General features: G+C 46.4%; 23 protein-coding genes and 1 other annotated feature (1 of these 24 cut by a window edge). Of the genes, 18 read left to right on the plus strand and 5 right to left on the minus strand.

Annotation, left to right across the window (positions count from 1 at the left end; genetic code table 11):
* Positions 1–114, plus strand: a binding site (T-box leader) (it extends 93 nt beyond the left edge of the window).
* Between the two features lie 112 nt (positions 115–226).
* Both leuS and M1E03_RS05705 read left to right on the plus strand, forming a co-directional pair.
* The gene (gene leuS, locus M1E03_RS05700; RefSeq protein ID WP_020452653.1) at positions 227–2641 is read left to right on the plus strand and encodes a leucine--tRNA ligase; all 2415 of its coding nucleotides are present in this window, start codon (positions 227–229) and stop codon (positions 2639–2641) included.
* Positions 2642–2989: 348 nt separating this feature from the next.
* Complete coding sequence (locus tag M1E03_RS05705) at positions 2990–3397, plus strand: VOC family protein (RefSeq protein ID WP_458110792.1); 408 nt, start codon at positions 2990–2992, stop codon at positions 3395–3397.
* 11 nt (positions 3398–3408) lie between these two features.
* On the opposite strand, the gene M1E03_RS05710 is transcribed toward M1E03_RS05705, so the two are convergent.
* Positions 3409–4302 carry a LysR family transcriptional regulator gene (locus tag M1E03_RS05710; protein ID WP_020452651.1) on the minus strand — a complete coding sequence of 298 codons (894 nt, stop codon included), beginning with the start codon at positions 4300–4302 and terminating at the stop codon, positions 3409–3411.
* A gap of 126 nt (positions 4303–4428) precedes the next feature.
* Between M1E03_RS05710 and M1E03_RS05715 the strand changes: the two genes are divergently transcribed.
* The 5 genes from M1E03_RS05715 to M1E03_RS05735 all read left to right on the plus strand — a co-directional run bounded on the left by M1E03_RS05715 (position 4429) and on the right by M1E03_RS05735 (position 9924).
* Positions 4429–5679, plus strand: coding sequence for an APC family permease (locus M1E03_RS05715; RefSeq protein WP_095290793.1), 1251 nt, complete (start codon positions 4429–4431; stop codon positions 5677–5679).
* A gap of 32 nt (positions 5680–5711) precedes the next feature.
* On the plus strand, positions 5712–6599 hold the full coding sequence (locus tag M1E03_RS05720; RefSeq protein WP_023855844.1) for a dienelactone hydrolase family protein: 888 nt from the start codon (positions 5712–5714) through the stop codon (positions 6597–6599).
* 18 nt (positions 6600–6617) lie between these two features.
* Positions 6618–7382, plus strand: coding sequence for an NAD-dependent epimerase/dehydratase family protein (locus tag M1E03_RS05725; RefSeq protein WP_458110718.1), 765 nt, complete (start codon positions 6618–6620; stop codon positions 7380–7382).
* A 141-nt stretch (positions 7383–7523) separates the two neighbouring features.
* Positions 7524–8402, plus strand: coding sequence for a carbohydrate ABC transporter permease (locus tag M1E03_RS05730; RefSeq protein WP_020452647.1), 879 nt, complete (start codon positions 7524–7526; stop codon positions 8400–8402).
* A gap of 16 nt (positions 8403–8418) precedes the next feature.
* Complete coding sequence (locus M1E03_RS05735; protein WP_023855847.1) at positions 8419–9924, plus strand: extracellular solute-binding protein; 1506 nt, start codon at positions 8419–8421, stop codon at positions 9922–9924.
* Positions 9925–9955: 31 nt separating this feature from the next.
* Here the strand turns inward: M1E03_RS05735 and M1E03_RS05740 are convergent, their stop codons facing one another.
* Complete coding sequence (locus M1E03_RS05740) at positions 9956–12265, minus strand: helix-turn-helix domain-containing protein (protein ID WP_026579047.1); 2310 nt, start codon at positions 12263–12265, stop codon at positions 9956–9958.
* 215 nt (positions 12266–12480) lie between these two features.
* Here M1E03_RS05740 and M1E03_RS05745 point away from each other — a divergent pair, with 215 nt between their 5' ends.
* The 10 genes from M1E03_RS05745 to M1E03_RS05790 all read left to right on the plus strand — a co-directional run bounded on the left by M1E03_RS05745 (position 12481) and on the right by M1E03_RS05790 (position 19537).
* Complete coding sequence (locus M1E03_RS05745) at positions 12481–13446, plus strand: ABC transporter permease (protein WP_020452644.1); 966 nt, start codon at positions 12481–12483, stop codon at positions 13444–13446.
* A 28-nt stretch (positions 13447–13474) separates the two neighbouring features.
* A complete protein-coding gene (locus tag M1E03_RS05750) occupies positions 13475–14596 on the plus strand; it encodes a glycoside hydrolase family 105 protein (protein ID WP_368679372.1) in 1122 nt (373 codons plus the stop codon).
* Positions 14593–15081 carry a hypothetical protein gene (locus M1E03_RS05755; protein ID WP_039072929.1) on the plus strand — a complete coding sequence of 163 codons (489 nt, stop codon included), beginning with the start codon at positions 14593–14595 and terminating at the stop codon, positions 15079–15081. Before M1E03_RS05750 ends, M1E03_RS05755 begins: the two co-directional genes overlap by 4 nt.
* A gap of 21 nt (positions 15082–15102) precedes the next feature.
* Positions 15103–16380 (plus strand): Gfo/Idh/MocA family oxidoreductase, encoded by a 1278-nt coding sequence (locus M1E03_RS05760; RefSeq protein ID WP_095290797.1) that lies wholly within the window; start codon positions 15103–15105, stop codon positions 16378–16380.
* Between the two features lie 13 nt (positions 16381–16393).
* The gene (locus M1E03_RS05765) at positions 16394–17041 is read left to right on the plus strand and encodes a YesL family protein (protein WP_023855529.1); all 648 of its coding nucleotides are present in this window, start codon (positions 16394–16396) and stop codon (positions 17039–17041) included.
* Positions 17042–17078: 37 nt separating this feature from the next.
* Positions 17079–17438 (plus strand): DnaJ family domain-containing protein, encoded by a 360-nt coding sequence (locus M1E03_RS05770; protein WP_023855528.1) that lies wholly within the window; start codon positions 17079–17081, stop codon positions 17436–17438.
* 104 nt (positions 17439–17542) lie between these two features.
* Positions 17543–18661, plus strand: a complete 1119-nt coding sequence (locus M1E03_RS05775) for a response regulator aspartate phosphatase (RefSeq protein ID WP_195536458.1) — start codon at positions 17543–17545, stop codon at positions 18659–18661.
* On the plus strand, positions 18658–18792 hold the full coding sequence (locus M1E03_RS05780; RefSeq protein WP_023855526.1) for a hypothetical protein: 135 nt from the start codon (positions 18658–18660) through the stop codon (positions 18790–18792). Before M1E03_RS05775 ends, M1E03_RS05780 begins: the two co-directional genes overlap by 4 nt.
* An 82-nt stretch (positions 18793–18874) precedes the next feature.
* Positions 18875–19189 carry a rhodanese-like domain-containing protein gene (locus tag M1E03_RS05785; RefSeq protein WP_020452637.1) on the plus strand — a complete coding sequence of 105 codons (315 nt, stop codon included), beginning with the start codon at positions 18875–18877 and terminating at the stop codon, positions 19187–19189.
* A 165-nt stretch (positions 19190–19354) separates the two neighbouring features.
* Complete coding sequence (locus tag M1E03_RS05790; RefSeq protein WP_003184510.1) at positions 19355–19537, plus strand: sporulation protein Cse60; 183 nt, start codon at positions 19355–19357, stop codon at positions 19535–19537.
* 69 nt (positions 19538–19606) lie between these two features.
* Here M1E03_RS05790 and M1E03_RS05795 read toward each other — a convergent pair whose 3' ends face one another.
* From M1E03_RS05795 to M1E03_RS05805, 3 genes are all read right to left on the minus strand, one after another.
* Positions 19607–20128, minus strand: coding sequence for a hypothetical protein (locus M1E03_RS05795; protein WP_103750243.1), 522 nt, complete (start codon positions 20126–20128; stop codon positions 19607–19609).
* Positions 20129–20294: 166 nt separating this feature from the next.
* The gene (opuD, locus tag M1E03_RS05800; protein ID WP_283931703.1) at positions 20295–21830 is read right to left on the minus strand and encodes a glycine betaine transporter OpuD; all 1536 of its coding nucleotides are present in this window, start codon (positions 21828–21830) and stop codon (positions 20295–20297) included.
* A 230-nt stretch (positions 21831–22060) separates the two neighbouring features.
* Positions 22061–23335 (minus strand): BaiN/RdsA family NAD(P)/FAD-dependent oxidoreductase, encoded by a 1275-nt coding sequence (locus tag M1E03_RS05805; RefSeq protein WP_105981151.1) that lies wholly within the window; start codon positions 23333–23335, stop codon positions 22061–22063.
* A 234-nt stretch (positions 23336–23569) separates the two neighbouring features.
* Between M1E03_RS05805 and M1E03_RS05810 the strand changes: the two genes are divergently transcribed.
* On the plus strand, positions 23570–25198 hold the full coding sequence (locus tag M1E03_RS05810) for a putative polysaccharide biosynthesis protein (protein WP_020452634.1): 1629 nt from the start codon (positions 23570–23572) through the stop codon (positions 25196–25198).
* The last annotated feature ends 23 nt before the right edge of the window (positions 25199–25221 follow it).

The raw sequence follows: 25221 nt of genomic DNA on the forward strand, positions 1-25221 counted from the left end.
TCAGAGTTGCAGCAGTGATGAGCTGCTGCCGCGTATCTGCGTTACAGATATCAAGTGAGTGTGCCGCATGCACACTAACAAGGGTGGTACCGCGGGAAATCTCTCGTCCCTTCTTAGGGATGGGAGAGTTTTTTTGATTTTAGAATAATCTGAATATAACGCTGCCAGTCCCGTCCATACTTGAATACAAAGAAGCCGTACTCATATTCAAAGGAGGTTTTTACAATTGAGTTTTGACCATCAAACAATCGAGAAAAAGTGGCAGGACTATTGGCTTAAAAATAAAACGTTCGCCACGCGTGAAGATAAATCCAAACCGAAATTTTATGCATTGGACATGTTTCCGTATCCGTCAGGCGCAGGCCTTCACGTCGGACACCCTGAAGGCTATACGGCAACTGACATTTTGTCCCGCATGAAACGGATGCAAGGGTACAATGTCCTCCATCCGATGGGCTGGGATGCATTCGGGCTTCCTGCGGAACAATATGCGCTGGATACGGGAAACGATCCTGCCGTCTTTACCGAACAGAACATTGACAACTTCCGCCGCCAGATCAGAGCGCTCGGCTTTTCGTATGACTGGGACAGAGAAGTCAATACAACAGATCCGGACTACTATAAATGGACGCAGTGGATTTTCTTAAAGCTTTACGAAAAAGGTCTCGCTTATGTAGATGAAGTCCCTGTAAACTGGTGTCCTGCGCTTGGAACCGTTCTTGCCAATGAAGAAGTCATCGACGGCAAAAGCGAACGCGGCGGCCATCCTGTAGAACGCCGTCCAATGAAGCAGTGGATGCTGAAGATTACCGCTTATGCCGACCGTCTCCTTGAAGATCTGGAAGAACTCGACTGGCCGGAAAGCATCAAAGAGATGCAGCGCAACTGGATCGGCCGTTCCGAAGGGGCGCATGTTCATTTTGCGGTCGACGGCACAGACGAAATGTTTACGGTTTTCACAACGCGGCCTGATACATTATTCGGTGCCACATATGCCGTTTTGGCTCCGGAGCACGATTTGGTTCAAAAAATCACGACGCCTGAACAGCAAGACGCGGTCGACGCCTATATCGAAGAAGTTCAATCAAAGAGCGACTTGGAGCGGACAGACCTTGCCAAAACAAAGACAGGCGTCTTCACAGGTGCTTATGCCGTCAATCCGGCAAACGGGGAAAAAATTCCGGTATGGATCGCGGACTATGTCTTGGCTACATACGGAACCGGAGCGGTCATGGCCGTCCCTGCCCATGATGAGCGGGACCACGAATTCGCATCAGCATTCGGGCTGCCGATCAAAGAAGTCGTCAAAGGCGGAGATGTTGAGAAAGAAGCTTATACAGGCGACGGCGAACACATCCATTCAGATTTTCTGAACGGCCTTGATAAAGCGGCTGCGATCGAAAAAATGATTCAGTGGCTTGAGGAAAACGGGAAGGGCGAGAAAAAGGTAACATACCGCCTCCGCGACTGGCTGTTCAGCCGTCAGCGCTACTGGGGCGAGCCGATCCCGGTCATCCATTGGGAAGACGGCACATCGACTCCGGTTCCTGAAGAAGAGCTGCCGCTGATCTTGCCGAAAACGTCGGAAATCAAACCGAGCGGAACGGGTGAGTCCCCTCTTGCGAACATTAAAGAATGGGTGGAAGTGACAGACCCTGAAACAGGCAAAAAGGGAAGACGCGAAACGAATACGATGCCGCAATGGGCGGGAAGCTGCTGGTACTTCCTGCGCTACATCGATCCGAAAAACCCGAACGAACTGGCTTCCCCTGAAAAATTACAGGAATGGCTTCCTGTCGATATGTATATCGGAGGTGCGGAACACGCCGTTCTTCACTTATTGTATGCGCGCTTCTGGCATAAATTCCTTTATGACATCGGGGTCGTTCCGACGAAAGAGCCGTTCAAACAGCTTTATAACCAAGGAATGATTCTTGGTGAAAACAACGAAAAAATGAGCAAATCCAAAGGCAATGTCGTCAATCCGGACGAAATAGTGGAGACTCATGGTGCGGACACGCTCCGGCTGTACGAAATGTTCATGGGGCCTTTGGATGCATCGATCGCCTGGTCAACGACAGGACTTGACGGCGCCCGCCGCTTCCTTGACCGCGTATGGCGTCTGTTCATCGATGACAATGGCGGGTTAAACGAGAAGATCGTTGAAGGAGCCGGCGAAACGCTTGAGCGCGTCTACCACGAAACGGTCATGAAAGTAACAGACCATTTCGAAGGTCTGCGCTTCAATACAGGTATTTCTCAGCTGATGGTCTTCATCAATGAAGCATATAAAGCTGATCAGCTTCCGAAAGAATACATGGAAGGCTTCGTGAAATTGCTGTCTCCTGTTGCGCCTCACTTGGCTGAAGAGCTGTGGAGCCGACTTGGACATGAGGAAACGATCACGTATGAAGCATGGCCTGTCTATGATGAAGCAAAGCTCGTTGATGACGAAGTCGAAATCGTCGTTCAGCTGAACGGAAAGGTGAAAGCGAAGCTGAACGTTCCAGCCGACGCCGACAAAGAACAGCTTGAAGAGCTGGCGAAAAACAATGAAAAAGTAAAAGAACAGCTCGAAGGAAAAACGATCAGAAAAGTGATTGCTGTACCTGGAAAGCTTGTAAATATTGTCGCAAATTAATGGAAAAGCCCCTTCAATCTGAAGGGGCTTTTCAGCGTGCCGACAAACCCGCGCATTCGTTGGCAGGCCTGCTAAGCCGGTGCTTACGATAGGAGGAAAGATCAGGCGGCTAACCGCCTAACACCGCCGTCACCACATCCTGTGGAAGACCGCTCCGATGCTCGGCTTTCCCAGACTGCAAGAATTGCGGGACAAAGGATGACAAAATCCCAAAACTAAAAGCCGTTTTGGGATTTTTTTAATAATCTGAAAGCCCTGTCATTCCGCCGAAAGGATGAAAATATTTCAGCCTTTCGCTTCGTTTCAAATGATCCGTGACCGCTTAAAATGGGAAAAAAGGAGATGATGATGATGCATTTTTCCGATTTTTCCGCCGTACAGGTCAGAATCGCCCGGCCTACAGACCGTTTTGACGAAATCGTTGCGTTTTACGAAAAGGGGCTCGGCCTGAAAAAGCTTGGCGGTTTTTCCGGACATCAAGGGTATCATGGCGTCATGTTCGGCCTGCCGAATGTCCAATATCACCTTGAATTCACCTCCCATATCGGAGGCAGCCCTTGTCCGGCACCGACCAAAGACAATCTGCTCGTCTTTTATATTCCTGATCAGAAGGAAATCAAGAGTATTTTAAAAAGGCTCGCTGACATGGGCCATCACGAAGTGCCGCCTGAAAATCTGTATTGGAAGGACAAAGGAGCAACAGTGGAAGATCCGGACGGCTGGCGGATCGTGCTGATGAATACCGAAGGCATTTAGATATAGGAACGTTATGCCTGTGCCCAGTCTCTTGCTTTCGTGCGGACGATATCTGTAAAAGCCGCCATTGCAGGAGAAAGCCATTTGTTTTTATGATAAGCCATTTGAGTGGAAAACAGGGCGTCGCGGACAAGCGTGCCCTGAAGCTTTCCTTCTTCGATATCAGTGCGCGTTGTGATCAAAGGAAGAAGGGATACGCCCAAACCGCACATCACGCACTGTTTAATCGCTTCGACACTCCAAAATTCCATCGTATGGTCGGCAATGACTCCCCTTTGACGTAAATACTCCTCAAAAAAATCACGGTAGCTGCAGCCGTGCTCCGTATATAAAAACGTTTCATTTGCGGTAAAAGTCAAATCATCAAGGGCCTTTTGTCCTGCCGGGTGTTCCTTTGGAAAGATGAACACCATCGGCTCATTGACCAGCTTTTCAACATGAAGGTCGTTTTCTTTCCGATCGTTGTCCAAAAGAAAAGCGACATCGATTTTTCCCTGCTTCAATTCATCTCTCAGCTGCCAGCACGTGGAAGACTTTAATGTGACCGTGACCTGCGGATATTTGTTAGTAAATTCGTGAAGAATGGCAGGCAATCTGTAAACCGTTAAAGATTCCGAGGCGCCGATGATCAAGTTTCCCGACGGCTCCTGGTCGTTTTCCGGAATGTGCCTCGCTTTTTCATACAGTTCGACCATTTCTGCGGCATAAGGGAGAAGGTGTTTTCCTGCTTCTGTCAGCATCATTTTTTTCCCCAGCCTGTAGAACAGCGGCTTTCTTAATTCTTGTTCGATTGCTTGAACGTGCGAAGTCACAGTGGACTGCGCATATCCCAAATAATCGGCAGCACGGGTAAAACCGCCGATATCCACGATGGTTTTGAATGTTTTCAAATGTCGGATCTCCATCTCGTCCATCTCCCTTTTATTTTATATCGAAAAATTCGAAGTTGCAGATCGATAATATCTATTTTACTGATGAATTAAACAAGATTACAATCATTTTAAACGACTTTGCGAAAGGATTGTATCAGTATGAGAGAAAAAAAGCTTGGCCCTTTATTATTAAGCGGGCTGATGACGGGGCCTATTTTAGGGTCGGGAATCATTCTGCTGCCGCCGATGATTCATCAGACAGCGGGGGACTATGCGATTTTTGCATGGCTGTTGATGTTGGGAATCGGTTTTTTATTTGCCTGGATTTTTGCCAGATTGAGCGTCGAGTATCCGAATGATGCCGGGATTGCTTATGCGGCTGAAAAAGCGTTCGGTTCCCGTGTTAAAAAGTTGGCAGTCTTTTATTTTATCATGGCTGCGAGCTTCGGCCCCGCCGCCGTATTAATGACGGCCGGCGAATATATTCACTCTCTTGCGGCCGGCACGGCATTTCCTGCTGAACTGTACGGCTTCATTTTTTTTATCTTTTGTATGGTAGTCCTTTGCTTTAATCTTTCATTTGTCGGCATGGTTGCACTCATTTTTTCCACTGCCGCGGCCCTCATTCTGTTTGGAAGCAGCGCAGCTTCTGTGCCTTACTTTCGTGAGGGGCCGCTCGTAGACGGAACATTTCAGTTTGCCGATTTTGGCCGCGGATTGCTGCTGCTGTTCTGGGCATTAGTCGGATGGGAAATCGTCGGCAACTACAGCATGGAAGTGAAAAACCGCGGGAAAACGATTCCCCGGGCCGTCGTGATCAGCAGTCTGACGGTAACGCTCATATATGTGGCGACTGCGGCAGCTGTTCAATGGATTGATCCGGGGTTCTTCGCAAACGGACAATTGAAGCTGGCGATGATGCTGACGCCGTTGTTCGGATCTTTTGCATTGCCGGTGATCGCTGTGCTCACCGCTGTTCTCTGCATGTGCGCTTATTTTCAGGTGACAGGCGGAGCAGCCAGGCTGGTGGCATCGCAGGCCGGCGGGCTGTTTGCCCGCAGATCAAGGGGAAATCAGCCGATGGCAGCACTGGGGCTTATGTTTTTCATTCATACCGTCGTTTTTGTCTGCCTGATGTTTCACTTTCTTAATGTTGAGACACTGGTCCTGATCGCAAACGCCTTTTTCATCTGCAACTCGCTGTGCGGTCTTGCCGCTGCTTACAAGCTGCTGTCCGGTCGCGTTTACAAAATAGGCTGCCTCTTTCTCATGGGGTGCTTCTCGCTGCTTCTTTTGTTTTCATCACCCTGGATATTACTGTTTATCATGCTGACCAGCGCCTTGTTTGTGGTGAACTTCCGTCAACTTATCATCTGGAAAAAGGTAAAACGCCCTTTCAAATCGTATTAATGAATCAAACGGAAAAAAGAAAGGGGAACACGATGCGCAGTCAACTTTTCAAACTGCTCGGCGATTTGCCGGAGAAAAAAAGCATTGATGTGAGCACTCTTAAAATTGAAGAAAAGTCATCTTTTATTCTTGAAACGCTTTTGCTTGATTTAAACGGAATTGAAGCGGTACCGGCCTATTTTGCAAAACCGAAACAGATGAACGGCAAGCGGCCGGCCGTGCTTTACTGTCATTCACACGGAGGACGTTACGAAAGGGGAAAGGAGGAGCTGATTGAAGGAGCGGATTACTTGCAAACGCCGCCGTTCGCCGAGGAATTGACGGCCTTGGGATTTTCCGTGCTTGCGATTGACCATTGGGCTTTCGGAGACAGGCGGGGCAAAACGGAGAGTGAGATATTTAAAGAAATGCTTTGGACAGGACGGGTGATGTGGGGAATGATGGTCTTCGACAGCATCAGAGCCATCGATTACCTGAGCATGCGTGAGGACACAGACGAAAGCCGCATCGCTTCACTCGGCATGTCGATGGGTGGTCTGATGGCCTGGTGGACTGCTGCATTGGATGAACGGGTCAGCGTATGCGTTGATATATGCGCGCAGGTGGACAGCGAAACATTAATCAAGACGCAGAATTTGGACCGTCACAATCTCTATTCGTATGTTCCAGGGCTGGTCAAGCACTTTTCAACCGCTCAAATCGAAAGCCTGATCGCTCCAAGGCCCCATTTAAGCCTGGTCGGAACCGCAGATAAACTAACGCCAGTTCAAGGAATTGACCTCATTGAAGAAAAGCTGTCCGATGTGTATAAAGAAAAAGGCGCCGGTGAACGCTATGAAGTGTTTCGCTCTCATTCAGGGCACTTCGAGACAGCCGGAATGAGGCATAAAGCGATCGGTTTCTTAAAAACATGGCTGTAAAACAGGAGGTGAATCACTGTGAAAAAGGTGACGATCATCGGAGGGAACGGCACGGTCGGACGCGTGTTAGCGGGCGGATTGGCAGGCGAAGGATACGAGGTGACAGTGCTGGATTTAAAAGAACCGGATGAAAAGCCGGCTGTCCGGTTTGTCCGGGTGGATGCGGCAGATTACAATGAAGTCGTGAAAAGCATTCCTCTGAATACGGATGCGGTGATCAACCTTTTGGCTGTCAAGCCTACAGGCGATTTGCTTGACCGGCGGGAGTTTGAGAAAATGACGGATATCTTTTTTAAAGCGACATATACGATTTTGCGGGCGGCGGCGGAGCTCGGCGTGCCGAAGGTGGTATTTGCAAGCAGCAACCATGTGACAGATGTGTATGAAAAGAACGGCGATTCTCTGCTGGGGAGGAAGATCAACACGGATGACTACCCGCAGTCCAAAAGCTTGTACGGCTTGCTAAAATTGGCGTCCGAAAATCTCGGCTATCTTTTCTCGCACCAATCAGACGCCAAGGTTTCCGTGATCAATCTGCGGATCGGGACAGCCGCTGAAAATGAGCAAGAAACGCTGCGCGCAAAACCGAGGAGCAAAAAAACGCTGTTATCCCACCCCGACCTCGTTCAAATCTTTAAAGCCGCAATCGAATCCGTCAAAACATACGGTACATATTATGCTGTCAGCGACAATAAGGGGCGGCCGTGGTCGATCGATTCCGCCATTCGGGAACTGTGGTTCAAGCCGAAAGTCAGCACCTCAGACATCCTTGATGAAGACTGACGTATCATCTTCTAAGGTGATGATCTTTTTCTCCGCTTTTCTGATCCTGCTTAAAAAATGATTATAGACGCTCTCCTTTCTGTTTGCTACATTTTAGACACGATATCGTAATATTTTGACAGCGCTTACAAGGAGGGGGAAATGACGATCAGGCATTCTGCTGGAAGCCGCGTGTTTGACATATTGAATTATTCATTTTTAACAGGGTTCGGATTGGTTTGTGTGCTGCCGTTCATTCATGTTATCGCAGCCTCTTTTGCGACAGTTGAGGAGGTCATTTCGAAAAAGTTTATCTTAATACCGACGACTTTTTCGCTGGATGCGTACAGGTATATTTTTTCAACTGACATTGTGTACAGAAGCTTAATCATTTCTATTCTTGTCACAGCCGCAGGGACGGCGGTCAGCATGTTTCTATCCTCTTTAATGGCATACGGGTTATCGAGAAAGGAGCTGATGGGAAGGCGCGTCCTCATGTTCTTGGTCGTGTTCACGATGCTGTTCAGCGGAGGGATGATCCCGACCTTTCTCGTTGTAAAATCGCTCGGCTTGCTCGATACCTATTGGTCTCTGATTCTTCCGACGGCCATCAATGCGTTTAACTTGATCATTTTAAAGAACTTTTTTCAAAACATACCGTCAAGCCTCGAGGAATCCGCCAAAATCGACGGCTGCAATGACATCGGAATTTTCTTCCGCATCATTCTTCCGTTGTCTTTGCCGGCGATTGCGACAATTTCGCTGTTTTACGCCGTCACCTATTGGAATACGTACATGCAAGCGATTCTGTACTTGAGCGATGCGACAAAATGGCCGATACAAGTTTTGCTTCGCCAGATTGTCATCGTATCAAGCGGTATGCAAGGGGATATGACGGAGATGGGGGCAGCCGCGGCGCCGCCGGAACAAACGATCAAAATGGCGGTCATTGTCGTTGCAACCATACCGGTGCTGCTCGTGTATCCGTTTATTCAAAAGCACTTTGCAAAAGGCGCTCTTTTAGGGTCAATTAAAGGATAAAAACGGAGGGGACAATATGGGGAAAAAATGGCTGATAGCGATTTTTGCGTTCGCGCTTTTGGCCGGCGGACTGTTTGGCTGTTCGAAAAGCGGAGCAGATCAGGCTTCTACAAAGGATGAGAAAGTCGATCTGAACTCGCCTTTGGATTTGAGCTGGATGGTAATCCTTTATCATCAGCAGCCGCCGAAGGATACAGCGATTAAAAAAATCGAGGAGCTCACCAATACAAAGCTCGATTTAATGTGGGTGCCTGATGCAGTAAAAGAAGACCGCTTAAACTCAGCGCTCGCCGCCGGAAACCTGCCGAAAGTCGTCACCATTCAGGACATTAAAAATTCATCTGTCATGAATGCGTTCAGATCGGGGATGTTTTGGGAGGTTGGTCCTTATTTAAAGGATTATCCGAATTTAAGCAAGATGAACAAGCTGATCAATAAAAACGCTTCAATCGACGGAAAGCTTTACGGCATCTACAGGGAGCGCCCGTTATCAAGACAGGGGGTTGTCATCCGTAAAGACTGGCTTGACAACCTTGGGCTCGATATACCAAAGACGGTTGATGAACTTTACGAAACAGCGAAGGCATTTACAGAAAAAGATCCTGACCAAAACGGAAAGAACGATACGATCGGCTTTACCGACAGAAACGATTTGATCTACGGCGCCTTTAAAACATTGGGGTCCTATATGGGCATGCCGACTGACTGGGAGGAAAAAGACGGCAAGTTCACGCCTGACTTCATGACAAAAGAGTACATGGATACGATGAAATATATGAAAAAACTGTATGATGAAGGGCTGATCAACAAAGACTTCCCGGTTACGAGCAAAACGCAGCAGCAGGAGATGTTTTCACAAGGGAAAGCCGGCATTTATGTCGGAAATATGGTCGATGCCGTCAATTTAAGAGACCAGTCTGTCGATGATAAAATGGAGCTTGAGATCATCAATCGGATCAAAGGACCGGACGGAAAGGAACGCGTCTGGGCATCAGGCGGGCATAACGGAATCTTTGCCTTCCCGAAAACAAGCGTCAAAACAGAAAAAGAGCTGAAGAGGATCCTGGCCTTTTTCGACCGGATCGCCGAAGAGGATGTTTACAGCCTGATGACTTACGGGATCGAAGGGGTTCACTATAAAAAAGAAGGGGAAAAACAATTCAAACGAATTGATGAAAAACTGAAAGACTGGCAGGCGGAAATTCAGCCGCTCGTCTCTCTCGTCGGCATTGATAAACAATATTTGAAAAATACGGGAGATCCGCTCCGCACAAAATATGAAGAGCTGACAGAGGACAATAATGAGATCATCGTCTCAAATCCGGCCGAAAGTTTGTACTCACCGGCCGCATCTGAAAGAGGCGATGAACTGCAAAAGATCATTGACGATGCCACATATCAATTCATCCTCGGCAAAACGGATGAAAGCCAGTTCGAGAAAGCGGTTGAAAAATGGCGGACGAACGGCGGAGATCAAGTAATAGAAGAATATGAAGAGTCATTTAAAAAAGCAGAAAAATAGAAGGCAATCCCGGGAAGCCGGGATTGTCTTTTTATGCCGAATGAGTTTTCAGCTCGCGGTATTTGCCGGGCGTGATTCCTTCCAGCTTTTTAAATGAGCGGATGAAATTCTGCGGATTTTTGTATTTCAGTTTTTCAGAAATTTCTTTTACGGACAGCGTCGTTTCTGTCAACCAGTTTTTCGCGACATGATGCCTGTAGGATGACAAGTATTCGCTGAACGATATTTTCATTTCTTTCCTGAAGATGCTGCTTAAATAGTTGGGGTTGTAATGAAGCCTTCCTGCGATCGATTCGAGCGTCAAGTCCGTGTCGAATTCCTGCTGGATAATATGGACGATTTTTTCTGAGATGTTTTTGTATTGTGATTCTTCTCTGATGCTGAGGGTATCGATCATTTTGACGATGATCTGCGCGTTCAGCCAACTTTCGATCTCCTCGATGGTCGTCAGCTCAAAGACGTCGTCGTACAGCATCGTATTTTCGTTCGGTTCAAAAATTTCGATTCCAAGCAAATGCATAAATTCAATCAAGTTGTTCAAGAGCCTTGCAATCGCTACCTGGCAGTGATGCGGATTCATGTTTTCAGAACAAATCGATTCAAGGAGAAGGTGAAGCTGTTCGGCCGCTTGTTTACGGTTGCACGTTTTAATAGCTTCAAACAGTTCATTTTGGATCTGCTTTGGAAACTGGGTTAAAAACGCTTTGTTACGGTCAAGATGCTCATAGAAAATCACCGCGTGTTTTCCTGATTTCAGACGGTATGTCAGCGCTTCAAGCCCTTCCAAATAAGCGCGCTTCGACATTGCAAGGCTTGTAAACGGCTGGCTGATGCCGATGCTGACGAACAATCCAAGTTCCTCATGAATTTTATCCCTGATGGATGATGCTGTATGCTCCAAGTCCTCCTGAAACCTGTCCAGCGGCTGTCCGCGGTTCAGCATGATGATGGTCTGCGTTTTATCAATGACAACCGGCGGGAGGCGCTTATTCTTGGGCACAGATCGTTCGACAAGGCTGTTGATCGCAAACAGCAGGACATCAAGATCCTTTTTATCATATGATGTGTCTTTCAATGTATCAATTTGCAAGGCAAAAACGGACAGGTGGCTCCAATCTTCAGGGAAGCCGAGCCCTGTAAAGCGGTCTTTGATTTCTTCTTCGCTCAGCTTGCCGAGCAAAAGCCTTGTTAAAAAATACTGCTTCAGCTGGGTGACCTGCTGTTCGACGCGCACCTTCAGATCATGGTTTTTATTTTTCATCTCTTTAATATTCCGTTCAATCAGTTCAAATTCGTTTTTCGGTTTCTCCTGGCCTGAAGCGGCCCCCGCAGAAAAGCCTGAGACGGATTCGTACAAAACCTTGATTGGCCTGTAAAAATGACGAGAACCAAACCAGGAAAACAGGTATGAAAGCGCTAACAAAATGACGCAGATCGTAAACGTAAACCAGCCGATTGATGCCGTCTGCTGATAGAGTTCCGGAATGGTCGTTAACGAAATGTATATCCAATTATTGTAATCTGATTTCTGGTATGTAATGTTATAGGCGGTGTCGTTGACTGTTGTATCAAACTGGCCGTTTTTTTCCTGATGCCGGCGGATTGTTTTGAAATAATCGTCTTGTTTGATCGATTGCCCAATCATTGACGGGTCTGAGTGAAGGATGATCCGTCCGTTGTCATCAAGCACCATCATGCTGTTTGTTTTTGAATGATGCGGCATGCGCTTGACAAGCGAACAAGAAGGAATACTTGCGATCGCAAGGCCTCTGTTTTCCATGCTGTTCAGCGGAAGCTGTTTGACCAGATTGACGTTGTACAGGCAGTTGCCCGAAGCCCCTTCTTTTGTGGCGACAAGGTCGTTGTTTTTTTCAAGCACCCAGCTGGAGCGGCTTTTTAAGGCGTTGTAAAGCGAGATCGTGATGGCTTGTTTTCCTTGATCTAAAGGATATAAACCGGAATTGTTGATATACCACTTTTTTTCTTGGCTGATCAGCGTGATATCCGACAGATCGGTATCGAATGTCTGCAGTTCGTTTAATTCCTTGTTGATTTGGTTATACAGCTGAAAGCGTTCTGGTGTAATGGTGCGGCTGAGTGTCTGAATTAAAGGATAGGAACGGACGTAATTGGTGAAGGAATGGTCAACCGTTTTTAAAATATGCTCGATATTTAGCTGTGTCTGGCCAACGGTTTGGAGCTTTTCGTTTGTAACGTTTTGTTCAATGGTTTCCGCTGATCTCTGATAGGAAAAAAAGCCGACGATGATGACCGGAATGGTGCTCAGAACGAGAAAGAAGGTCACCAGCTTATAGTAAAACTTATATTGTTTTCTCTTCATAAATTCCCCCCCAACAAATCTTCGTTTGAGTTGTTCATATATAATTAATTCGACTTTTGTGTGAATTTGTCAATAATCATTTTCTAACCATCGTTTCATTTTATTAGGTTTTGCCGGCTGCCGGGCGAGGTGCGGCCGATGTGATGATATGATTGTAGATTTATTTTTTCATGGTGGGATAAAGTGAAAGCAAACATCACGAAGGGAGGTCGTTTATGAAAGCAGCCGATGTCCAGACCGGAAAAAATCCGGCCCATATTGTTGAAAAAAAACGAAAGACGCGTTTTTGGGAAAAGCTTCTCCAGCAAAAATATTTATATTTGATGATTCTGCCGGGACTGATTTATTTTTTGCTTTTTAAGTATGTGCCGATGTGGGGGATTGTCATAGCGTTTCAGGATTACCAGCCGTTTCTCGGCATAACGGGGAGCGAATGGGTGGGTTTTAAGCATTTTGAAAGGCTGTTCACCGAACCGACGTTTTTTATGCTTCTGAAGAATACATTGATTTTGTTTTTCCTCAACCTTGTTGTATTCTTTCCGATACCGATTATTTTGGCGCTTTTATTGAATGAAGTCAGAGTCGCATTGTTCAAAAAGTTTGTCCAGACGCTGATCTATATTCCGCATTTTATGTCATGGGTCATTGTGGTATCGCTTTCATTCGTTCTGTTGACGGTTGACGGAGGATTGATCAATGAGATCATCGCCTACTTCGGCGGAGAAAAGATCAACTTTTTGCTGAATGAAAGCTGGTTCAGGCCGATGTACATTCTCCAGGTCATCTGGAGGGAAGCCGGCTGGTCGACGATCATTTATTTGGCGGCGATTACCGCTGTCGATCCGCAGCTTTACGAAGCGGCGAAAATGGACGGGGCCAATCGCCTGAGGAGGATGTGGCATGTCACACTACCTGCGATCAGAAGCGTCATCGTTGTTTTACTTATTTTGAAAATCGGCGATACGCTCGAACTCGGCTTTGAGCATGTGTATCTGCTTTTAAATGCAACGAACCGCGAAGTGGCCGAGATCTTTGATACGTATGTATACACGGCCGGATTAAAGCAGGGGCAGTTCAGCTACAGTACAGCCGTCGGTTTATTTAAAGCAGCTGTCGGTCTCATTCTTGTCATATTTGCAAACAGGATGGCGAAGAAGTTTGGAGAAGAAGGAATATATTAATATTTTTTGATGAAAGGAATTGAATGACATGAATCAATCTCTCATCACAAAAACGCCTCTTTACATTGCCGAAGAAGCGGCCAAAACAATAATGAAAGCGTATACACCAAAGGAGCTGCCGCCGGCCGGACGCTGGCACTACCATCAGGGTGTATTTCTGTGCGGCTTGATTCGCCTCTGGGAAGAAACGGGGAAAGAAGCATATTTCAACTATGTAAAAGAATACGCCAATGAGCTCATTGACGGCTGCGGGAATTTTTATTTCAGGAGGGATGAACTGGACGCCATACAAGCCGGACTTATCCTTTATCCTTTGTATGATGAAACGGGCGATGAACGCTACCGTAAAGCCGCCAAAAAGCTGAAGGGCCTTTTTGATACGCTGAATCAAACAGAAGAAGGCGGGTTTTGGCATAAAGATAAATACCCTTACCAAATGTGGCTTGACGGGTTGTACATGGGAGGGCCTTTCGCACTTAAGTATGCAAGAGCGTTCAATGAGCCTGAAATGTACGATATGGTCATCCTCGAAGAAAAACTGATGAGAAAACATACGAAAGACTGTCGGACGGGATTGTATTATCATGCGTGGGACGAAAAGAGGGAAATGCCCTGGGCCGACCCCGTTTCAGGCTGTTCTCCCGAATTTTGGGGAAGGTCAATCGGCTGGTACGCGCTTGCACTGAGCGATATGATCGAACTGCTCCCGCAGGGGCATGACACGAGACAGGAGTGGACCCGGGTGCTTCAAGAGATGGTCAAAAGCATTGCCAATTTTCAAGATGAACGCACAGGGTTATGGCACCAGGTTGTCGATAAAGGCGGACTTCCGGACAATTGGCTTGAAAGCTCCTGCTCGTGTTTATATATGTACGCGATGACGAAAGGAGCTCGCATGGGCTATATCGATTCATCATATATTGATAGAGCCGCAAAGGCTTTCAAAGGACTCGTCGAAGAGAAAATCGAGCTGAGCGCAAAAGAAGGCTTGCTTTTAAAAGATATTTGCGTCGGAACTTCTGCAGGGACATACGATTATTATGTCGGGCGGGAAAAAAGCACCAACGATCTTCACGGTGTCGGCGCATTGATCATGGCTCTTGTAGAACTTGAAAAGACCGGCCGCTTTTCCCGCGAGGCAGCGAAGTGAAGAACTTCGCTTTCTCCGTCCTTCTATTTGCAGCAGTGCTTCTTTTTTCCTCATGCGGACAGGATGGGGGCCGGGGAACAGACGTATTGATCTTTTCGGATGCACCGGCTGAAATAAAGGAAAACGTCCAGCGCGCAGCCGGGAAAGAACAGCTCAACATCACCGTTTTCCCGGCTGCACCGGAAAAACTTCTAGTTGAAATTGCGGCGAAAGAAGGAGATCTGTTTATCGTTCCAGAAGACATGTTTAAACCTTTTTACGATCCTGAAGGACTTCAGCCATTGAAAGTTGCTTCGAAAGAAAAAGAGCCATACAGCGCTCCGGGCAAAAACGGGGACGTACAGCTGTATGCGGCTGTCATTGAAAAAGGAGAAAAACGTTTGAACGGCTATACGTTTCAGCTGAATACAGACATGGCAGCTTTCATACCGGTCTATGCGAAGAAAACCCCTGAAGCGATGGAACTCATCGAAGCGCTTCGCTGAAAATGAAAGGGGGAGGAACCGATGAAAACATATGCGATATGCGGTCTGAGCGGCCGCGCTTTTAACATGTTTATCGAGCCTCTAGTGGGAAAATACGGGGAAGAACACCGCATCGCCGCGCTCCTGGACAGCGATCCGCTAAGGGAAGAAGTCTGCAAAGACAGGTTTCCGGCGCTTCGTCCTGTCCCGTTTTTCAAGGAGAAAGCGTTTACCGAAATGCTTGATAAAATCAAGCCGGACGCCATTATTGTAGCAGGCCGTGATGATACGCATGTCCGCTATATATTAGGCGCTTTACAGGCGAATATCGATGTGGTCACTGAAAAGCCGATGGTGACAACGGCACGGGATGCGGCAGCCGTATTAAAAGCCGAAGCCGCGAGCAAAGGAAAAGTGACCGTTACGTTTAATTACCGCTGCAATCCGTACCACCGCAAGATCAAAGAGCTGATACTTGAAGGAAAGCTCGGCAAGATTACGTCGGTTGACTTGAACTGGTACATCGATACGTATCACGGCGCAAGCTATTTTAAACGCTGGAACAGGATGAGAGCATACTCCGGCGGGCTTTCCGTCCATAAGTCAACCCATCATTTCGACCTTGTCAATTGGTGGCTTGATCAAACGCCTCGCGAGGTTTTTGCCTATGGAGGCCTGTACTACTACGGACCCGGCGGCGAAATGAATCCTGAAAAAGGGGAAAAACGCTATTGCGGAACATGCCATGTCAAGAAGAATTGCCGCTATTATATGAGGTGGCAGGCAGGCGACCCGCAGGACGATCATGTCAAGACCAACGAAAGCCAGCATCTGCTCTATACCGATTACAGGCCTGACGCGTGTATTTTCGATGAAGAAATCGATATCGAGGACACGTATGCAGCCGTTTTGAAATACGACAAAGGGGCGCTGCTGAATTACTCCGTCCATTTTTCAGCCCCGTATGAAGGCTACCGGCTTGCAATCAACGGGACAAAGGGAAGGCTTGAAACGCAGGAATATCATGCGCCGGCAAGGGTTCCATTTGAAGTTCCCGAACAGACCATCGATTATTATCCGCTGTTTGAATCGAAAGAAACGATTCGCGTCGTCAGGCAGCCCGGCGGGCATGGCGGAGGAGATCCGCTGCTTTTGGAAGAGCTGTTTGGCGGAGGAGACCCGTTGAGGAATTACGACATTCTGGCCGGTGCCGAAGCAGGCGCCTATTCAATTGCAGCCGGCGAGGCATTATGGCGCTCCATCAAAGAAAAAAAGCCGATGGGAATCAGTGAACTTCTGTATACCCGGCAATATACATAAAGGGGGGGAATTCGTGGAACAAAGCGTCTCCATGGGAAGGGTGCTGAGTTTTTGTGAATGGGTGCTGAAGTTTTTTTACGCCAATCTGCTGTGGTTTGTTTTTACGCTGCTCGGCCTTGGCGTCTTCGGGTTTATGCCGGCGACGACTGCATTGTTTTCCGTGATGAGAAAATGGATTATGGGCAAAACCGATATTCCGATATGTAAAACGTTTTGGCAGGCGTACCGCGGCGAGTTTTTTCGTTCCAACGTCATCGGTCTTATTCTGGCGGCAGTTGGCATCATCATTTATGTTGACCTTGCTTTTATTTATCCGGAGCATTTCCTATTGCACGTTCTCCGGTTCGTCATTATGATTTTTGGGTTTTTGTTTTTAATTATGCTGTTTTATATGTTCCCGCTGCTCGCCCATTTCGATTGGAAGAAGCGGATGTATTTTAAGTTTTCGCTGATTCTGGGCATATCGTATTTACAGTATACATTAACAATGATGGCGGTTGCTGCCGTGCTTTATATCGCTTTTGCCTTTCTGCCCGGAATTGTTCCTTTTTTCAGCGTCAGCCTGCTCAGCTATGCGGTCATGTGGCTGGCATATCAAGTATTGAAAAAAGCGGAGGCCGTAGAACAGAGGGGAACTGTCGTAACGACAAGACACACCTGAACCTTTGCTTCAGGTGTGATGAGAGGAGATGGCCCACATGAGTGAAGAATTTGAAAAACGATATCTTCACTGGATTGATCAAGCTGTAAAGGAAAGCGAAAAGAAAGACGACTTCAAGTCCCTCCCCGGTTTTGGAAGACCGCTCAGCAAAGAGGCGCTCGAAGGGGATGCGCTTTCGTCAACTCTTAAAAACGCCCGTTATCTGCCGGAGTGGCTGAAGCTGCAAAAGGAAATTAAACAAGAGATTGAAAAAGCGATCAAATCGAATCAGCGCGAAGCGCTGATCGATGCCATCAACCTAAAAATTAAAAAATACAACCTCACCTGTCCGAACCAATTCCAAAAAGGCCTTGTTTCAGCCAAAAACCTCGAAAGCCAGCTCAAATATTGGAGCTGATGCCACTCCTTGCACTTATTCATAAAAATAATTGCCAATAACAATTATTTTCTGTAAAATAAAGTTAATAAATGTAATTTTTGTGTTTTTAAAAAGAAGAAAGGATGAATGAAGAAGTGGAAGCGAAAGCGGCATACGAAAAAGCGGCCGGGCTCTTGAATCAGTGGTACACCATGATCAAGCGCCATGAAGCGCTCCAGGCTGTATCTTTGAGATACGAGATCCGAAACCTGCTCTCTAAAATGGAGAAAAACAGAGATTTGGAGCTCTATTTTCAGCTTTTGGACTACCGCTGCAAATTGATGATGGAGCAGTTTGCAGAATCAGCCGAGCTCTTCCGGAAGATTAAAAGGCAGAAGGAAACGGTTAAGAACGCGGATGACATCATTCAGTACTATTTTTTCTTTTTTTCAGGCATGTATGAGTTTTATGAGAAAAACTATCTTGAGGCGATCAGCTGTTACAAAAAAGCGGAAATGAAGCTGCATAAACTGACCGATGAAATTGAAAAAGCGGAATTTTACTATAAGATCGCAACTGCCTACTACCAAATAGATGATCATTTCAGATCGTTGAACTACTCCGAAAAAGCGCTCTCACTTTTCAGCAAGCATAAAGAATACATAGACAAAACGATCGGGTGCGAAATGATTCTCGGGTCGGTTCAGTTTGAACTGTTCCGCATCAAACAAGCCGAGGAACACTACGGCCGGGCGCTTGATCAGGCCGTTTCCCTCCAAAACCGGCGAATCATCGGGCTGATCTATCATAATATGGGTCTGAACTACGCCAAATGCAGCATGCCGCTTTTGGCGGAGGAACACTTTAGAAAAGCTCTTTCAATCGGTGTCCATGAGCAATCGGTCTTTGGCATTAACACCCTTTTTGAGCTGTCCCACCTCATGTACAAAAACGGTTCTCCCGAAGAAGCGAGACGTCTCTGCAAAGAGGGATTTACCAGAGCGGCGGAACAAGGGGAGGATGAATACGCGGCGAAATTCAGGCTGATTTTCGCCCTGTATGATGCGGGCCATCCGCTCGATATTGAACTTTCGCTTGAATACATGAGCGATAAACGGCTATGGCCTCATGTTGCCGAACTGACAAAAGATATAGCCGATTACTACATGAAGTCCGGCGACTATGAAAAAAGCGCGCTTTACCTGGAAAAATCGCAGCATGCCAAGAATCAAATATATAAAATGAAGGAGGGGCTCATATGAAAAAATCCATTTGTTTTTTCACCGTCATGCTTGTTTGTCTGATAGGGGGAAGCTTCACAGCCGATTCTGCAGCACAGGACGGATCGTTCCAGACATTGGGAAAATCAGTGTTTCCTGACAGTGGACGATAGAGAAAACCTGCTGAAATAGAAATTGCCTCCCGACTTTTGCTATAATAGTCTCACCTAAAGGCAATTGAAGGGAGCAGTAACGATGACGATAAAAGAGATTTCGGCTGATGAACTGAAAGACAGGCTTGCAAAAGGAGAAACGCTGAACATTATTGACGTCAGAGAAGATGAAGAAGTGGCTGAAGGAATGATCCCTGAAGCCGTTCACATTAAAATGGGGGATATTCCTGAAAAACTCGATGTCTTCCAAAAGGAGCAGCCTTATATTTTTGTCTGCCGATCAGGCAAGCGCAGCGAAAATGTCTGCCTCTATTTGCAGGATAAAGGCTTTGATGTCACCAATATGGTCGGCGGCATGCTCGAATGGACCGGAAACACAAAGCCGAAAACAAAATAAGCGGGTCCGGCTTCTTATCTGTACAGATAAGAAGTTTTTTATTTATCACATGTCAGGAAACGCTCGGAGCCTCCTGCCGGCGACCTTCAAGGTTCTTTCGATCAGGATTTTAAGCATAACTTCGGCTGTGTGCGAATACCTTTCATTATAGAAAGGAGAGAGCGTATGCTGAAGGTAGCCGTATTTGATGAAGAACACGAAAAAGATTTGCAGCATGAGATCAATGAATTCTTAAAAAAGCTGTCGGAAGACCAGCTGGTCGATATAAAATATGACGTATCAGCCGCATGCGATCCTCAAGGCGAACAGCTTTACTGTTTTTCTGCGTTAATTTTATACAGGACATAAAAAATCCAAAATCGATTTTTACCCCTTAAGTGAAATAGGGGCTACTCGTAAGCCCCTATTTGTTATTAATTAGTTCTCTATTGAAAAACTTCCACCTTGCGCTGAAACAGTATCATTCCAGAATATATAAAGTTTAGGCTTTATATATGTAGGATAAAGTGCTTTTGTTACATAAAATTGGGTACTCCACTTTTGTTTAACTTTTTCACCTTTAAAATAAGGATTAGCAGTACCTGTGTCCATATAACTTCCATTTCCTTTTTCGTCAAATAAAGCAACATAGGTATTAGCGTAATTCATTCCAGAATTAAAATTGACACTCCAATTGAGTTTAAGTGATTCAACCACGGCAGTATCTGGAATGCTGTCAAGATTAGTTAGATCCCAGTAACCTTTCTGTGACCATGTGTTTTTTCCTGAGTATCCATAAATTGTTTCTGGATCGCTAGGACCAGCGTTAGTAAATGTTGAAGCAAAACTAATGTTTGGCAAAATAAAAAATAAAGCTACTGTTGCTAGTGAAATAAAACTAATTAATTTTTTCAATTTATACCCACACTCCCTTAAATTTTTTAATATGAGATTTTCCAATTTGCACCTCCTTCAGTTTCCTTATCGGTAATATCTAGGAGGTTATTTAGCGTTAAAAAGAAAAAAGTTGATGATTTTCATTCAATTCGAATAAAAAGTGCTATCAGCATACTGCTGATAGCACTTTTTATAACCATAAGTCAAATTTATTTACTGTTCCTCTTAATTATGCTTTTTTCACCCTTGGGCTTCTTGGCTTCTGGAATTTCTCAGCCTGTTTAATTTCTTTCCGCTCTTGTGACAGAGATTTATACAACGATACAAGCATGAAAATCACGACGACTGAGAACGGCAGTGCGGCCAGGATGGCGGTGTTTTGCAGGGCCGATAGTCCGCCTGAATACAGAAGCGCTGCAGCCATTGCTGACTGAATGATACCCCATGATATCTTGACCGAATTCGCAGGGTTCAGTGAACCGTAAGTCGTTTGCATGCCGAGAACAAATGTTGCCGAGTCTGCGGAAGTGATAAAGAATACGGCAATGAGCACCAAGGCAACGATAGATGTAATCATCGCCAGCGGATAGTGGTGAAACATGCCAAACAGCATCGTGTCTGAAGACAGTTTTGCAATGTTAAAAGTCCCTTTTTGCTGAAGATCCATCGCTGAAACCCCGAAAATTGAGAACCATAGAAACGCCAGCACAGTAGGGGCAAACAATACGGCAATCAAAAATTCCCTGATTGTGCGCCCCCTTGATACGCGGGCGATGAAAATACCGACAAACGGCGACCAGGAGATCCACCAAGCCCAGTAGAAAATCGTCCATGAATTGATCCATTCACGGCTGTCCGGATCATTAGGCGCAAGGCGGAAGCTCATTTGCACCACGTTGGAGATATACGTTCCGATCGTGTCCGTAAACGAGTTCATAATCAACACTGTCGGTCCCACGAACAGCATAAAGATCATCAGGATGCCGGCCAGCACCATGTTCGTATTGCTCAAGTACTTGATGCCTTTTCCGATACCGCTCCATGCGGAAACTAAGAACAGCACGGTAACGACTGCAATAATTGCCAGCTGCACTTGAAAGCTGTTCGGTACTCCGAATAGATAATGGAGTCCGCCGTTGATCTGCGTGGCGCCGATTCCGAGACTAGTCGCTACACCGACGACGGTTGCGAAGACAGCGATGCAGTCAATCCCTTTTCCAAGCGGTCCGTTGACTTTGTCGCCGAAGACCGGAAACAGCGTCGCGCTGATCAAGCCAGGCGCGTCTTTTCTGAATTTAAAGTACGCGATGCAAAGAGCAACGATCGCATAGATCGCCCATGCATGCAATCCCCAGTGGAAAAATGTATACCTCAGAGAATCTCTGAAGGCCTGGGCTGTTTCTGTTTCACCTGATGGAGAGCTAATGGCAAAATGGCTGATCGGTTCAGCCGCGCCATAAAATACGAGACCAATGCCCATACCTGCGCTAAAAAGCATGGCAAACCAAGATAATCGAGAGAATTCAGGTTTTTCTTCAGGTTTCCCTAATTTGATCTTTCCGATCGGACTGAAGATCAAAAAGATGCTGAATGCGACAAACAGAGAAACCACCAATAAATAATACCATCCTAGTGTGTTCGTAACATAACCTTGAATCGAAGTCGTTAACGCCTGAAGGTTATCAGGAGCAACGATTCCCCATAATACAGCTGCTGCTGTGATAACAATCACAATCCAAAAAACGCTTGAAATATTTTTCAAAATCATCCTCACCCTCTAATCATTTTTCGTCCTTACTCCCATCATTATGTTTAGTATGAGTTGCACATATAAAATTCATTCTCTCTCAGGAAGTTTGACCTAGCTTCCCCTATTACCCCACAATCAGGTGAAACAAAACTCTTTAACCGTAACATACTTTTCAAAAAAGGCACAAGTCTCAGCACTGCGCTGAAACTCTGCCATTCCACATTTGTCAAGGGTTTGGAGCAATTTTATTTTTTTCTTCGGCAAAGTGAAAATTCGCCTGCATTCATGCCTGCAAGTCTGCCTGTGACAAGCGCGGATGTGATATTGTACCCGCCCGTATAGCCGTGAATATCGAGGATTTCCCCGCAGAAATAAAGCCCCTCCTTTTTTTTGGACGCCATTTTTTTAGGGTCGATTTCTTTTACGGAAACCCCTCCGCCGGTCACAAAGGCTTTGTCAAGCGAAAGAGTGCCGTTCACGTTGACGGTAAACTCTTTACAGTCTTTGACGAAAGCTCTGAAACGGTCTTTGGAAAGGGATGAAAACGTTTCAGAAGGATCAATCTTGTTGCGCTCAAGAAGAAACAGCAGATACCTTTCCTGCATCCAAGGCTTCAGCATGTTTTTGAGTGATTTTTTCGGAGCGTCCTTTAATTCTTTATGCATGTTTTGAAAAAGCTGTTCTTCATGAATATCAGGGAACAAGTCGATTTTCAGCCTGACGTTTTCCTGCTTTTTCAACTCTTTAACGACAAATTGGCTGCACCTGAGGACAGCGGGCCCAGAAAGTCCAAAATGGGTAAAAATCATATCCATTTGGTGGGTGATGACCGGTTTTCCTTTTTTGTTCAATACGCTGAGAGCGACGTTTCTCAATGATAGGCCTTGCAATGTTTTCTGCTTGATAAAAGGCTCGTCAGACGTAACCGGAACTTCTGTCGGGAACAGTTCCGTAATCGTATGGCCGGCTTTTTCCGCCCATTCATAGCCGTCTCCGGTCGATCCTGTATGCGGGACACTTTTCCCGCCGACAGCGATAACGACAGAGCCCGCTCCAATTTCTTCGCCGCTGCCTGTCACGATCCCGCACGCTTTTTCTTCATTGTATAGGACTGTTTTCACTTTTTCGTTTGTCCGCACGCTTACATGAAGCTGTTCAAGCCTTGTTAAAAGTGCATCCACTACGCTCTGCGCCTTGTCGGAGACAGGAAACATTCTTCCGTGATCTTCCTCTTTCAGCTTGACGCCCAGGCGCTCAAAAAATTTGATGATGTCCTCGTTGTTAAATTCAGAAAAAGCGCTGTACAAAAAGCGTCCGTTTCCGGGAATATGCCGGATGATCTCATCAACCGGCAAGCGGTTCGTCACATTGCACCGTCCGCCTCCCGAAATGGCCAGCTTGCGGCCGAGTTTGTTTCCTTTGTCAATCAAAAGAACGTCCGCCCCCTGTTCACCGGCCGCGATGGCGGCCATCAGCCCGGAGGGGCCTCCGCCGATGACGATGACATCAAAATACTTCATACCAATATCCTCAACTTTCCTGTCTTGTAGAGCCTGCATTCTGTGCAGGCGGGAGGGATTTCATCAGATAATATCCGCGCTCCATCTTCTTATTATAACGAAAGATCGGCTGGATGAAAAAACGTTAAAACATGGGGATGTTAAAATTTAGCCATGTTATTATTACCTGAGTAATGCGCCTGTATGTTAAAATAGAAAAGTTGAATCTATTGAAGAAAAATGGTGATTGGGAACATGTCAAGCAAACTGTTAAGAGGCACCTTTGTATTAACGCTTGGTACCTATATTTCAAGGATCCTCGGAATGATTTACTTGATTCCGTTCGGAGCCATGGTCGGTGCCACCGGCGGTGCCCTGTTCCAGTACGGTTATAATCAATATACGATTTTTTTAAGCATTGCGACCATGGGATTTCCGGCGGCCGTGTCCAAATTTGTTTCAAAATATAACTCGATGGGCGATTATGAAACAACGAGAAGGATGCTGCGCGCCGGAATGTCGATGATGCTCGTCACAGGCATCATTGCTTTCTCCATTCTATATTTGTCTGCCCCGTTTTTTGCGGAGATGGCCCTCGGCGGAACAGAAAACAACGGGCTGACGATTGAACATGTCGTGTATGTCATTCGCATGGTCAGTCTCGCTTTACTTGTTGTGCCGATCCTGGCGCTGATCAGAGGCTTTTTCCAAGGTCACCAGATGATGGGGCCGACAGCCGTTTCACAGGTCGTTGAACAAATTGCCAGAATCGTCTTTCTATTAACGGCTACTTATTTGGTGATCAAAGTATTAGACGGCGGGCTTGTCGTAGCTGTCGGCTATGCGACTTTTGCGGCTTTGATCGGCGCATTCGCGGGGCTGTTCACGCTTTATTTTTCCTGGCAGAAAAGAAAAGGGGCGCTTTTGGCGCTGAAGCCGAACCTGGTTCCTTCCGCCAATATTACGTATCGGCAGATGTTTAAGGAGCTGTTCAGCTATGCCGCCCCATACATCTTTGTCGGATTGGCGATACCGCTTTACCAGTACATTGATACGAATACGTTTAATAAAGCGATGATTGCAGCCGGCTATCAAAACATCAGCCAGGATTTGATGGCGATCGTGACGCTGTACGTGCCAAAGCTTGTGATGATACCGGTATCTCTCGCGACGGCATTCGGCCTGACATTGATCCCGGCGGTGACTGAAAACTTTACCAACAAAGATTTCCCTGCTTTAAATAAACAGATTGATCAGGCGATGCAGATCATTCTTTTTATCGTTCTTCCTGCATCAGTCGGTATGGCTCTTTTATCGGGTCCGGTTTACACGTTCTTTTACGGCTCGGAAAGCCTGCTCCCTGAAATGGGACGAGATATTTTGTTCTGGTACGCGCCCGTGGCGCTGTTATTCTCGCTCTTCACCGTCAACGCTGCGATTTTGCAGGGGGTGAACAAGCAGAAATTTGCGGTTGTCAGCCTGATGATCGGGATTGTAATCAAAATCGGGCTTAACGTTCCGCTCATCAAGCTGTTTCAAGGAAGCGGATCGATTTTGGCAACGGCGCTCGGCTATTCAGCGTCACTCCTGTACGGATTTATTATGATTAAACGTCATGCCGGCTATTCGTATCGCAAACTGTTTAAACGGTTTTTGCTGATGCTGATCCTGACGGCGGTCATGGGCATCATGTTGCTGCTTGTTCAGGCGCTACTCAGTCTGTTTATTTCATATGAAGGCGGGCAGATCAAATCTGCTGTCGTCATTTTCATCACAACCGCGGTCGGCGGATCGGTTTATCTGTACTTGGCTTACCGTGTGAAACTGCTCGAAAAAATGTTCGGTCAGCGGTTGAATCGCTTTTTCAAAAGAAAGGCCTCCTAAAAAGGGCTTTTCTTTTTATGTAA

Source organism: Bacillus sp. PK6-013, assembly GCF_054161445.1.

Coding starts and splice junctions, on each gene's coding strand:
- M1E03_RS05775 (WP_195536458.1), top strand. CDS start 17,543: ATGAATGAAGAAGTGGAAGCGAAAGCGGCATACGAAAAAGCGGCCGGG.
- M1E03_RS05730 (WP_020452647.1), top strand. CDS start 7,524: ATGACGATCAGGCATTCTGCTGGAAGCCGCGTGTTTGACATATTGAAT.
- M1E03_RS05710 (WP_020452651.1), bottom strand. CDS start 4,302: ATGGAGATCCGACATTTGAAAACATTCAAAACCATCGTGGATATCGGC.
- M1E03_RS05720 (WP_023855844.1), top strand. CDS start 5,712: ATGCGCAGTCAACTTTTCAAACTGCTCGGCGATTTGCCGGAGAAAAAA.
- M1E03_RS05760 (WP_095290797.1), top strand. CDS start 15,103: ATGAAAACATATGCGATATGCGGTCTGAGCGGCCGCGCTTTTAACATG.
- M1E03_RS05790 (WP_003184510.1), top strand. CDS start 19,355: ATGCTGAAGGTAGCCGTATTTGATGAAGAACACGAAAAAGATTTGCAG.
- M1E03_RS05785 (WP_020452637.1), top strand. CDS start 18,875: ATGACGATAAAAGAGATTTCGGCTGATGAACTGAAAGACAGGCTTGCA.
- M1E03_RS05780 (WP_023855526.1), top strand. CDS start 18,658: ATGAAAAAATCCATTTGTTTTTTCACCGTCATGCTTGTTTGTCTGATA.
- M1E03_RS05770 (WP_023855528.1), top strand. CDS start 17,079: ATGAGTGAAGAATTTGAAAAACGATATCTTCACTGGATTGATCAAGCT.
- M1E03_RS05740 (WP_026579047.1), bottom strand. CDS start 12,265: ATGAAGAGAAAACAATATAAGTTTTACTATAAGCTGGTGACCTTCTTT.
- M1E03_RS05715 (WP_095290793.1), top strand. CDS start 4,429: ATGAGAGAAAAAAAGCTTGGCCCTTTATTATTAAGCGGGCTGATGACG.
- M1E03_RS05705 (WP_458110792.1), top strand. CDS start 2,990: ATGATGCATTTTTCCGATTTTTCCGCCGTACAGGTCAGAATCGCCCGG.
- M1E03_RS05805 (WP_105981151.1), bottom strand. CDS start 23,335: ATGAAGTATTTTGATGTCATCGTCATCGGCGGAGGCCCCTCCGGGCTG.
- M1E03_RS05745 (WP_020452644.1), top strand. CDS start 12,481: ATGAAAGCAGCCGATGTCCAGACCGGAAAAAATCCGGCCCATATTGTT.
- M1E03_RS05750 (WP_368679372.1), top strand. CDS start 13,475: ATGAATCAATCTCTCATCACAAAAACGCCTCTTTACATTGCCGAAGAA.
- M1E03_RS05810 (WP_020452634.1), top strand. CDS start 23,570: ATGTCAAGCAAACTGTTAAGAGGCACCTTTGTATTAACGCTTGGTACC.
- M1E03_RS05735 (WP_023855847.1), top strand. CDS start 8,419: ATGGGGAAAAAATGGCTGATAGCGATTTTTGCGTTCGCGCTTTTGGCC.